The following is a 10,507-nucleotide window of genomic DNA, read 5'->3' as shown; positions in this document are numbered from 1 at the left end:
ACCCCCGGGCTCGTTCAACAATGAGATAGGTTGCGGCAAGCGCAACATATCCTTATTCGTTATGCATTTTTTTGTAAAAGCCGCTTTTTATATTTGTAAGATAAAACTGCGCTGATGCCAAAGACAGTGCCCCACGCTACCGACAATGCTATTGCTGGCATTGAGCTAAGCTCAACACCTTTAATCAAAGTGACAATTGACCCTACAGCAGCGGCAATGAATAGCCAACCCATAACCATTGATGCTTTGACATTACTCCGTATGGCTAGCACAGCAATAATAAGTCCGATTACTGCGAAGCCAATTTTAACAGGACTGTTACTCAGCCAATAAAAACCGAAAAGACCCGATAAAACTGCAAGCGCTCCGAATAAATTACTACATGCTATCGGAAGTAAAACAAGAGAAAGCCATTTCATTATTAATACTCTCCAAATGCATAACGCTGCCAACAACAGCCGAGCGTAGCGAGGTCCGGCGCGAAGTGCCCGTACTTTATGGCTTGGTTACGCTGCATCTAGTGGTTTAATTTTGGCGACATCATCTTTGGCTGACTGAGACGCCTCCCACAAATCGACCGCTCTCTGCGCATTCAGCCAAAACTCGGGAGAGTTACCAAACAGGCGGCCCAGCCGCAGTGCCATCTCCGGACTGAGTGAGCGGCGTTCGCGCAGCAATTCATTCACTGACTGGCGAGAGACTCCAAGCAACTCAGCAAGCCTAGCAACGCTCAGACCGTAATCCGGGATAAAGTCTTCCCTAAGCATCTCGCCAGGATGAGTTGGTTTACGCTGAATGCCGGTAGTATTGGAAATAGCCATAGCTGTTACCTCACCTCAATGGTAATCGCAGACTTCAACGTCGTATGCGTCACCATTCTCAAAACGAAAGCAAATGCGCCATTGCGCATTGATCGAAATAGCGTGCTGCCCCTGCCTGTCGCCCGAAAGCGCATGGAGCCTATTGCCCGGGGGCACTTTCAGATCACCCAAACCCTCCGCCAAATGCACATATTCGAGCTTCCGGGCGGCTCTTTGAGCCACGTCTGGCGGGAACTTTTTGGTTCTCCCTTTGGAATAGAGCTCTTGGGTGCGCTTATCGGCGAAAGTCTTAATCATTGGGCGAATGTAGCGCGTCACGTGACATATATCAACAGGCTGAGGCAATGCCTGCGTAACGCCGCGCTTTGCGGCTGCTTTGTAGCGCCAGCGGAAAAGCAGCCCGACAACGGCGCCTTGTTACAACTTGCCTCGATTGTGGCGCATTGCTACAATATAAAACAGTCAACGTAGGAGGTGCAAATGGCTACCACCAGTATTCGCTTAGATCAGAACCTTATTGAAAAAGCCACCATTATAGCTAAAGCGCTTAACAGAACCCCGCCCAAGCAAATAGAACATTGGGCAAAAATCGGCGAGATGATGGAAGACAACCCGGACTTACCCTACGAGTTTGTAAGGCAAGCCATCATCGCGCAGGCCGAGCGAGACGCCGGAAAGCTGGAGGCCTACGACTTTGGTTAAGGCTAACAGTGTATTACAGACCCCTACATTCAAAAAAGCGGTGAAGAAGCTCAAGCCCAACCAGAAAAAAGACCTCGATTTGGCCGTTAAGGACCTAGTGGCCAATCCCAACATTGGTGAACAGAAGAAAGGGGACCTGGCGTTTTTGCGAGTCCATAAGTTCAAAATGAATAAGCAACTGACTCTGCTGGGTTACAGTTTTGATGATGGCGCTCTTGTCCTTGAGCTGATGGCTCTGGGATCACACGAAAACTTCTACCGCGACCTAAAGCGGGAGAAATGATGTTGTAAGGCCGCTCAGCACGCGCGGCTACGAAATCGAGGCGAAGCCGCAATGTAGTAGACGTCGCTGTGACTGGCCTTGTTAGCTGCCACTCAGGACTTGTTTTAACGTTGATATCTGCTCCGCTTTTAGACCACGAAGCGTTACGAATATTGGCCATCCCATGTGGGTAAAGAAAAGTGCTGGGCCAAACATGAGAACCCGATTTACGTTACTGAGTTCATATATGCCACGTTTTCTCAGTGGAGCGGTAATAATCATGTGCTTACCATTGATCTCTACAGGCGGATACTCGTATAGGTCGTGCAAATGACGAATCACCAGACAACCAAGCACTACACTTAAAAGTAAAGATATTGCGCCGGTTTCCAGGCTACCACTATCGATAGATACGTATGCGAGAAACCAGCAAAAAGGCAACCAAATAATGCCTATGAGAATTACTCCGGGAAAAACCAATCTCTTGATACTTTTTCTTTCACCCAACTCCATAATCACTGACGCCATTCGGGGACTAGAAAGCAGCTAACGAGGCTGTAGAAAAACAAATTGGCCAAAATGCTCTCCTAAGCCCATGTCCATTTTCACTTTTGCTGCGGCTTCCGGTCGAATCCAAGAAAAATTTCGACTAAGATGCAAAACAAAGTGTTCAATTCATAGAGTGGCGCGATATTAGCCCCTTCATGCCGTATTAGCTCCGAGATTACCATATCTCATCAGCTTTTCCACGTTCTGTACCAGGCAAAATAGCTGCCATTGGCCCTGAACTTTGGTTTTCCCGCGCAGGCTGAAACGGTTCAGGCGCTTATTGGTGCCTATGTTTCCAAACACCGGTTCTACCACCGACATTCTATGGCCGTAGATCCGTTTGCCTTTGAGGCTGTCGACTCGCTTTTTCATCCAGTCGGTGGCGGTGGATTTGCGTTTTCCCTTAAGGATAAACGATACCTGTCGACCATGCCCTTTTCGGGTGCTGGCCGATTCTGGATTCTTCATGCAGTCTGACTTTATAGGGCAGACTCGGCAGTCGGTCAGGCGTCCTTCGAAAGCGATCAGCCGATTCCCACTACTTTGAACTCGTTCGGAATGCAGCCACATGGGGTTGCCTTGAGGGCAAGTGCAGGTTTTCTTAACGGGGTTGAAATCGAACTCGCGGGCGGGTATTACGTTCTTGTCGGCCCCTTTGCCAGGGTGGCGATGCCCGTACCTGGCCTTTTGATCCTTGAACTTAGGGTCGCGAGAGCGGAACTGATTGTCTGGGATGTAGGCGTTGATGCTCTCTTCTTTTAGATACTGATTGTTCGCTTCGTTTGAAAACCCCGTATCGGCGGTAATCACTGTTCCTTCTTTATAGATGTTGTCACTGAGCCCTAAGCGGCTGAACCGGTCCTGTATAGACCGCAAAATAGGCTTTAATGTATGGTGCTCCTGACCCTCTCCGAAGGCTTGCGCATCCACTATGATCTGGTGTTTCTTATCGACAGTGGCGACGCCATTGTAGCCCTGTATCGTTCCCTTGCTCGTGGTCATCTTGGCTGATTCATTATCGGTGATATTACTTTTGACCTCTTTGGGCCGTTTACCCTTCCCCATCCGTGGGGTTGCGGTCTTTAGGAACTGGTCGATGCGATCAAACGCATTGCTTAGGGTATCCGAGGCTTGCTTCAGCTGATGCTTGCGGTCACGTTCACTGGGTTTTCGACCGTCCAGTTTCTTATGCTCTTTAAGGCAGGTTTGGATCTTCCGTTTGATTTTGTCGCGTTTCTCGCTGAGCTCCTTCAGGGTTCCCGAATGTTCTTTGGCGGCATTGGAGGGCATTTTGCAGCCATCGATGGCGAACAGGTCATTGCCAAGTAAGCCTTGCTGGTCACAGACCAGAAGCACTTGCTCAAATACCGATTCAATGGCGTCGGGGTAGCTACTGACAAAGCTGGCAATGCTTGTGAAGTGGGGAACGGAGTCGCAGGACAGGGCTTTGAAGATGATATTGTGCTCGCACTGCCACTGGATTTCCCGGCTGGAGGTAATTCCTTTGGCATAAGCGTACAGAATGATCTTTAGTAGAATCGACGGATCGTAGGCTGAGCGGCCGCCGGTATCGTTCTTGTACTTTTCGTGGAAAGCGGAGAGGTCAATATGGTTGTCGATGAGCTTGTGCAGCGTGAACTCAAAGGTGCCCGGCTGTAGCTGCTCTTCAAAGTCGATCACCACCATCGCGCTTTGGCTGTAGTCGTATTTCTTGAAGTTTGGCATGGCGTAGGGTCCTTTAAACGATGTCCAATTTTATCAAAAAACGCCTTGTTTTTGGAGTTTTTCTACAGCCTCAACGCCGCGTACAGAGGCGCGAGCTTGCGAGCGATAGGGGTAAGGAAGATTTCTCTCCCTTCCCTCCGAACCGTACATGCAGTTCTCCCGCATACGGCTCTCCAGTCGATTGTTTCAGCATCGTGACTTGCTCGCTTGAACATAGGCTTCGTGCATCGTGAAAAGCCCAAGCTTTGCGAAGAAAGTATTTGGCCATGCTTTATGATCCAACACATTCCGTCCCGTACCGCTATGCTTCTTTTGGTACTTACGTAGAATACTACGTAAACGCCTCCGAACAAAGCCGTCAATAGAGCAGAATAGTCGGTGTTGCGCATGTTTAAAATATTCAAACCAGCCGCGCAGTATCGGGTTTAAGGCCGCGATGACCGCCCGCAAACTCTTCCCTGGCTTTCGCCCCGTCTGTTGACGAATCTTGTCCCGCACACCTTTTATTGCCTTTGCCCTCGCTGTACGCCAACCCCGACAGAAGTTGTAGCCCAGAAAATCAAATCCCTTTTTGTCGCTTGCTTCGTGGCAGAGCTTGGTTTTACTCGGGTGCAAGGTCAGTCGATGTGCAGTCATCCATTGCGTCACTTTTTCCAGCGCGGCTTCTGCCTCTGCTTGGCTTCTACAGAGAATGACAAAATCATCCGCATAGCGGATGATTTTGTGGTCTTCCCCGATAACGTTATCCAATCCCGTTAGATAAATGTTGGCCAGCAGTGGACTTAGAACCGCGCCTTGGGGCGAACCGGTGATGGGTGTCCATTCATCCGTTCCATCGAAGATGGATTGTGTTAAATAGGATGCGATCAGCTCCAATAGCGTCTGATCTGCTATCTTTTCCCGTAGCAGGGCTATCAGCAGGGTGTGATCTATTGCATCAAAATACCCTTTGATATCCGCATCCACTACCCAACTTGAACCAGCGCGCAACTGCTTGTTCACCTCACGCAGGGCGTCTTTCGCGTTTCTTTGTGGACGAAATCCGTAACTGTCGTTACTGAAGTCGCGCTCAAAGATCGGCTCCAGTACTATCTTTATGGCCATTTGTACGATCCGATCCTTTACGGTCGGAATGCCCAGCGGCCGTTCACTGCCATCGGCTTTGGGAATCATGACCCGTTTCACCGCTCGCGGTCGGTAGTACCGGTTTTTCAATGCCTCGTGAAGTTCGTGCAGGTACTGCGTTTGCCGTGATTCGAATTTTCTGATGCTCATTGCATCTACGCCGCCAGCGCCTTTGTTCGCGCGGACTTTTGTCCACGCGAGCGCTAACGTGTTCGGCGCATACACTTTGTCCATCAGGCTGTGCCATTTACCGCCTTTGACGCCGTTAGCCAGCGCCGCAAGCATTCGGGGTGTCCAGACCACGGCTTCACCACAAAACATAGTCATGTGGCTCTGATCGTTGTTTAGAGTACTCACTCACTGGAGATCTCCGTAAGGGCCGCGCTCTGTGTCACCCGAATCAATCTTCCTACCCCCCTTCGCTTCAGGCAGCTTTGGTTTCTGCTTGTCTCGAAAACATCATCCCGCTCATTAATGGCACGCATGTATTTCTTTTGTCGAGCGGTGCGGCCACACCTACGCTTTGATCGAGCAGTAGGTTCTGCTTAGCTTTAAAATACACATCAATGGTCGTATGACATTTACAGCGCTACTATGAGGGTTCTGACTCCTGAACCCTGTCACTTCAGCGTTCAGGTATCCCCGCTTATCTCGCGTCACCTTCCTTTCATTCCATCTCCAACCATCCCATAGTGTTCAACAATCGTTTAGCGTTAGTTAACGTTGCTGATGTGTTTCAGGCTTCGCCAAGCAGGAGAAGGATCGCCACACTATAGAACCGAATCGAGTTCGCTTTACTACGGACTGAAAGTTCGTTTTCCTTTGCTCTCCACAACACCTCGCGATGATGCAGTTAAGTTCCACTTCGAAGGACTAACTTACTTCGACAGGGACTTGCACCCTGCTGATGACGCGCCCTCACGGGCGCACTCCTGCCGCCGCTTGCGGCGGCGTACTGGTACGCCTTGTTAGGGTTGTGTTGGCAATACATTTAAATAAACACCATAAGTTTTACCGTTTAACTCTACGGATGGTTCGTACTCCCAGACTCTATGACTTATCTGTTTAATCTCGATATTATTTTGATCGATCCACTTGATGCTGGGAGGTTTGCGAACTTGACTGCTCCATACCATCCAGTGATTTTGCCATTCACTAGAGTTCTCTGCCGTCCGTAATTCGATGTGATAAAAGGGAGCAGTGTTGGCCCCGGTATTCGTTACGCCACGTTCCAGTACTGCAACTACCGATTCGTCGTGATTCGGATGCTCGGATACAACGCTCCAATCAAATAGATCCGGTTGAGGCTCAATTTTGCTTGGAAATAAAAAGTTATAGGCGTCAAAACTTAGCACGAGTAGCGTTATTCCACCGACCAGAACTAAGAAGTCTCTGAAATATATAAGTACTCTCATAAGACCCCTAACGCCCGCCATAAACGGCGCGAGCTTGCGAGCGTCCGGCGACCGGAGGGAGCGAATTTCCGGGTAAGAGCCGCCCTTACGGGCGACGCTCCCCACAGATCCGGACGTGACCTTTTCGTCATCCGGTTCCTCGGTGATTGGGATACAACATATTTCCCAACATATGACTTTAGACCCGACAAGCCACTACACCTGCTTTGAGATTTTTGGCATGGGTAGAGTCCAGACCGATAAGAACCGCCTGAACTTCTCCCACGATATATACCCATCGCGCGTTCTTCTGCCCAACCATTTGCGCCAGGCTTTCTGAGCATGCAGGTATATCATCCACAGAGCTCGATAGTTTCCTCGAATTCCGTAGTAACCATACAGGCCCCAGAGCGTAGACTTTAGCTTGGCATATTGCTCTCGGACAGAATCGTGCCGATGAATACGGCAGTACAAGTACAGATTGCGCATTGCTTTCGCTTGCCGCTTCCTCATCGTTTGCCGCTTGATCACCCAATGGCCATTCCTTGACAATCCCCAATAGTGGGTAAATCCGAGAAAATCGAAGGTTCCCGCTTGGCTTTTCGACTCGAAACGGCTCGGCCGCTTGAAGCGGATCGTCTGGCTTTTCTCAGGATGAACGGTTAACCCAAACCTTTCAAACCGCTTAGGTAATACTTCAAACAACCGTTCCGCGTCTTCCTTGCGCTCGCAGCCAAGTATAAAGTCATCGGCAAATCTAACCAGGAAACTTTTCCCCTTCAGCCGAGGCTCAACTTGTTTGATATACCATTCATCCAAAACATGGTGAAGATAAATATTCGCCAGTATAGGACTGATAACTCCGCCCTGCGGGGAGCCGCAAGATGGGTAGACAACCTGTCCTTCTTCGACCACCCCAGCGTTCAGCCACTTTCCAATTAGGCGCAATATCTTGCCATCATTAATTCTTTGTTTGAGTATTTCACGCAAACAATCATGCTGCATGTGGTCGAAGAACTTGCTCACATCAGCATCAATGATGGTCTCCACTTTATCCTTAAAGCATCTATCCCTCACCGTAAGTAGCGCGTCATGCGCACTGCGCTTTTCTCTAAAACCGTACGAAAAGTCGTAAAAGTCCATTTCGTAGATCGCCCCTAGCAGCATCACAACCGCTCGCTGTAGGATCTTATCTTCAAATGAGGGAATACCCAATGGGCGCTGACCGCCATCATCTTTCCCAATCCATACACGCTTAACAAGAGGGGCTACGTAGCTCCCCTCTCGGTAACGTGTGTAGAGTGACTCAAGGTTGGACGCGAGATTTTCAGCATACTGTTCTGCTGTCACTGTGTCCGCTCCCGGCGCTGCATCCTTTCGGGTGCAACGGTAGGCCTCATAGAGAAAGTCGATGTCAATCAGATGATGTAGCGTGGTGAACACCCTGCCTGGGTGTTCCTTGGCTTGCTTTTTCAGCTGATAAAGTTTTAGTGAGACAGTTAGTGATCCCAAAGTATCTCCTGTCGTTCGATTCATCAACACGTCATACCCGGCTTCACCTTCCCTACAGTGGGTCCTTAAGGTCATCGTTCCCCACCTTCCCGACCAGACCTCTATGGCCCGATCCTCGGTACTATGATCCGCTAAGACTTCCAGCCACGCATCCTGGGTTTCTTTGCTTTCGCTATTGGCCCCCAGTACCTGCAAACCCTTACTGGACGGTTTGTGTTTCCACTCGGGGACTCTTCTGGCCGCGCAGTAAATCGCCGCTAGAAGCCGGGCTTTCTTCTATACCGACTAGCCTATTTCGGTCTCTGGTTCAGGACGTTTGCTGGATCTCCCGAGTTCCCGAGCTACCCCTTTAGACGCATGCCAAATTCCTAGACCCCGGTGGTGCCGCAAACACTTGCCATAGCGTGCTTGAGGCTACTGCCTTCCAGACCATCAATTCCGTCAGCTTTCGCATCCGCCGATGCTTAATTCCACGACTATACAATATTTCGGGGCTCAATAAATGGCCTACACCCTCGCTCCACCCATGCTTCGCACACCTTGTTGCCAAGATCGCACCCGAGCTTCGCTACTTGCCTACTGGCTAGGTTTTGACTTGGTGGGATTTGGAACAAGCTTCCGCGCCCACTGGGTAACACTAATCAATTTCCGAATTAAAATAATTCATCCCAAGACTTCGGATTTATCTCGGCACGATAATGGCATGGTTATGAATTTTTTCATTTAGAGCGCCCAATTGAGATTGTAGAAAGTCCCGGGAGCCCCACGCTCCAGAACCAACCGATGCCTAATATTCCTAGTACGGTGCAAAGAGCAACACCGATGCCGATGAGCCAGCTCATATTGCTTTCGGAGTTGGCGCCGGCACTTAAACCCATAATGACTCCTACAATACACGCTAAACCCAGAATCCACGGCGAAACTTTTAGGCGCCTATATAGGTCACTTTTGGGCTGGTGAATCCGTAGGTAAGCCCACGAACATACGTGAACCAACCCAAAAATAACAAAAATCCCTAGGCCCCAAATTGGATTGATGTTTATGCTCCTTTATTCATAACGCAAAGTGCAGCGGCAGTTTGTGGAGTGGCGTTTTGTGCTAGCGTAGCGCAAAGCACAAAAAGAGCCACGTAACAAACTGTCCGACTGGCACGTATTGTTATACGTTTTTTGACTTGCCATAGCAGAACTTCTCATGGTGATGATAATGCACAACCCACTTTTCTGATTTTGACCAAATACTTACATCGTCACTCGAAGGGTAGCAGAACTCATCCCAGTACTTGATAAAGAGTTCGGATTCAGTAATTACAGCCCACTCCGGCTGCCAAGAAGCGATAATTTCTCCATCAGGTATTTTCGACTGAAGCCATTGCCTTACTAAGTTAGAATCTTCGGCAGAAATAAATTCAATATCCGTAAATAATTCCGCAGAAGGAGAAAAATCGCTCTCTGCGTCTACAAGCCGAATTGACGTTTCCCAGGCCTTGGCTGCTGCACTTTCAGATAATGGACGGATTTTTCTGAGTTCATGTTCCGGCAGGAGGCAATATTTTTCATCCGTCCACCTCCACCTCAGTGGAAATTTTTCAATCTCTACCGTATGCATTGCACTCGACCTCTAAGGACGTATAACGTCCGCAATAAACGGCGCGAGGAACGAGCGTCCGGCGACCGAAGGAAGCGCATTTAATGGCTTGGTTATGAGTTGTCTTTCTCATACTCGATACCATATTCTAAAATCTCATTTTTCAAAGGAATGCCATTGATATACGTAATGCTTACTTCCCCTTCTAGGTTCAATGTGTCGGAGCATGAATAGTGTTGCAGCGTGACATTCAAGCTGCCAATTCTACCTGCAATTACGTATTTGCAGAACGTTTCACTTTGTTTTTGAAACTTAGCACCCACAATATCGAATGTTGAGCCATGAGAGCGCAAATAATGAGATAACCACTTCAAGAAGAAGCTGCTTTCTCCTTCTTTTGACATACGCTGAAATAGATTTTCGCAACCTTCATTCTCAAGAATTTCGTCGCAGTATAGTTTTCTCGCTTCAGTTTCGTCTAGATTATGCCCCCTATGTTTTTCACGGAAAAAGCTTACTGTCAATTTTTCTCCTTTCAATAGCTTATCCATGTAAGAAGATGCCCCTGCAACAGCTTCTTTCTCATTAACCAATACAAATGAGTCATTTCCCCCATAACCATATAGAGGTAAAAGCAACAGTAATACTACTTGTAGGAGTCTCAACATCTGATCACTCATAACGCCCGCGTAAAGCGCGCGAGGTACGAGCGTCGCATTTGACGCGTTTGTTGAACGAAGCCGCTCCGCGGCAAAGTTAGAATTCGAGAGCTGAGATAATTCCCCTACGTGCTTATACCGAGCACGACAACTAGAGGAATTATCTCATGC

12 protein-coding genes are annotated in these 10,507 nt (G+C 48.8%); 2 read left to right on the top strand and 10 right to left on the bottom strand.

Annotated features, from left to right (window positions below):
* Positions 1-59: 59 nt before the first annotated feature.
* The 3 genes from AAE514_RS17910 to AAE514_RS18645 all read right to left on the bottom strand — a co-directional run bounded on the left by AAE514_RS17910 (position 60) and on the right by AAE514_RS18645 (position 1,118).
* Complete coding sequence (locus AAE514_RS17910) at positions 60-419, bottom strand: hypothetical protein (protein ID WP_347332936.1); 360 nt, start codon at positions 417-419, stop codon at positions 60-62.
* An 87-nt stretch (positions 420-506) separates the two neighbouring features.
* Positions 507-821, bottom strand: a complete 315-nt coding sequence (locus AAE514_RS17905) for a HigA family addiction module antitoxin (RefSeq protein ID WP_347332935.1) — start codon at positions 819-821, stop codon at positions 507-509.
* Between the two features lie 15 nt (positions 822-836).
* Positions 837-1,118: a type II toxin-antitoxin system RelE/ParE family toxin gene (locus AAE514_RS18645; RefSeq protein WP_430623921.1), complete on the bottom strand. Its 282-nt coding sequence runs from the start codon at positions 1,116-1,118 to the stop codon at positions 837-839.
* 183 nt (positions 1,119-1,301) lie between these two features.
* On the opposite strand from AAE514_RS18645, the gene AAE514_RS17895 reads away from it, so the two are divergent.
* Together AAE514_RS17895 and AAE514_RS17890 are read left to right on the top strand one after the other, a co-directional pair.
* Positions 1,302-1,523, top strand: a complete 222-nt coding sequence (locus AAE514_RS17895) for a TA system antitoxin ParD family protein (protein ID WP_347332933.1) — start codon at positions 1,302-1,304, stop codon at positions 1,521-1,523.
* Positions 1,516-1,806 carry a type II toxin-antitoxin system RelE/ParE family toxin gene (locus AAE514_RS17890; RefSeq protein WP_347332932.1) on the top strand — a complete coding sequence of 97 codons (291 nt, stop codon included), beginning with the start codon at positions 1,516-1,518 and terminating at the stop codon, positions 1,804-1,806. Before AAE514_RS17895 ends, AAE514_RS17890 begins: the two co-directional genes overlap by 8 nt.
* An 81-nt stretch (positions 1,807-1,887) precedes the next feature.
* Here AAE514_RS17890 and AAE514_RS17885 read toward each other — a convergent pair whose 3' ends face one another.
* The 7 genes from AAE514_RS17885 to AAE514_RS17855 form a co-directional block, all read right to left on the bottom strand.
* Positions 1,888-2,298 carry a hypothetical protein gene (locus tag AAE514_RS17885; RefSeq protein ID WP_347332931.1) on the bottom strand — a complete coding sequence of 137 codons (411 nt, stop codon included), beginning with the start codon at positions 2,296-2,298 and terminating at the stop codon, positions 1,888-1,890.
* Between the two features lie 189 nt (positions 2,299-2,487).
* A complete protein-coding gene (locus AAE514_RS17880) occupies positions 2,488-4,059 on the bottom strand; it encodes a transposase (protein ID WP_347332930.1) in 1,572 nt (523 codons plus the stop codon).
* Positions 4,060-4,245: 186 nt separating this feature from the next.
* Positions 4,246-5,541, bottom strand: a complete 1,296-nt coding sequence (ltrA, locus tag AAE514_RS17875) for a group II intron reverse transcriptase/maturase (RefSeq protein ID WP_347332929.1) — start codon at positions 5,539-5,541, stop codon at positions 4,246-4,248.
* Between the two features lie 611 nt (positions 5,542-6,152).
* The gene (locus AAE514_RS17870; RefSeq protein WP_347332928.1) at positions 6,153-6,539 is read right to left on the bottom strand and encodes a hypothetical protein; all 387 of its coding nucleotides are present in this window, start codon (positions 6,537-6,539) and stop codon (positions 6,153-6,155) included.
* A gap of 255 nt (positions 6,540-6,794) precedes the next feature.
* Positions 6,795-8,165 (bottom strand): group II intron reverse transcriptase/maturase, encoded by a 1,371-nt coding sequence (gene ltrA, locus AAE514_RS17865; protein ID WP_347332927.1) that lies wholly within the window; start codon positions 8,163-8,165, stop codon positions 6,795-6,797.
* A gap of 1,083 nt (positions 8,166-9,248) precedes the next feature.
* Positions 9,249-9,698, bottom strand: coding sequence for a hypothetical protein (locus AAE514_RS17860; protein ID WP_347332926.1), 450 nt, complete (start codon positions 9,696-9,698; stop codon positions 9,249-9,251).
* Between the two features lie 92 nt (positions 9,699-9,790).
* Positions 9,791-10,357 (bottom strand): hypothetical protein, encoded by a 567-nt coding sequence (locus AAE514_RS17855; protein ID WP_347332925.1) that lies wholly within the window; start codon positions 10,355-10,357, stop codon positions 9,791-9,793.
* Positions 10,358-10,507 lie beyond the last annotated feature (150 nt).

Origin of the sequence: Marinimicrobium locisalis, from assembly GCF_039822625.1 — a bacterium.
Lineage (GTDB): Bacteria > Pseudomonadota > Gammaproteobacteria > Pseudomonadales > Cellvibrionaceae > Marinimicrobium > Marinimicrobium locisalis.
The sequence above is the reverse complement of the archived record's forward strand: the minus strand, read 5'-3'. Positions and strand labels throughout refer to the sequence as shown.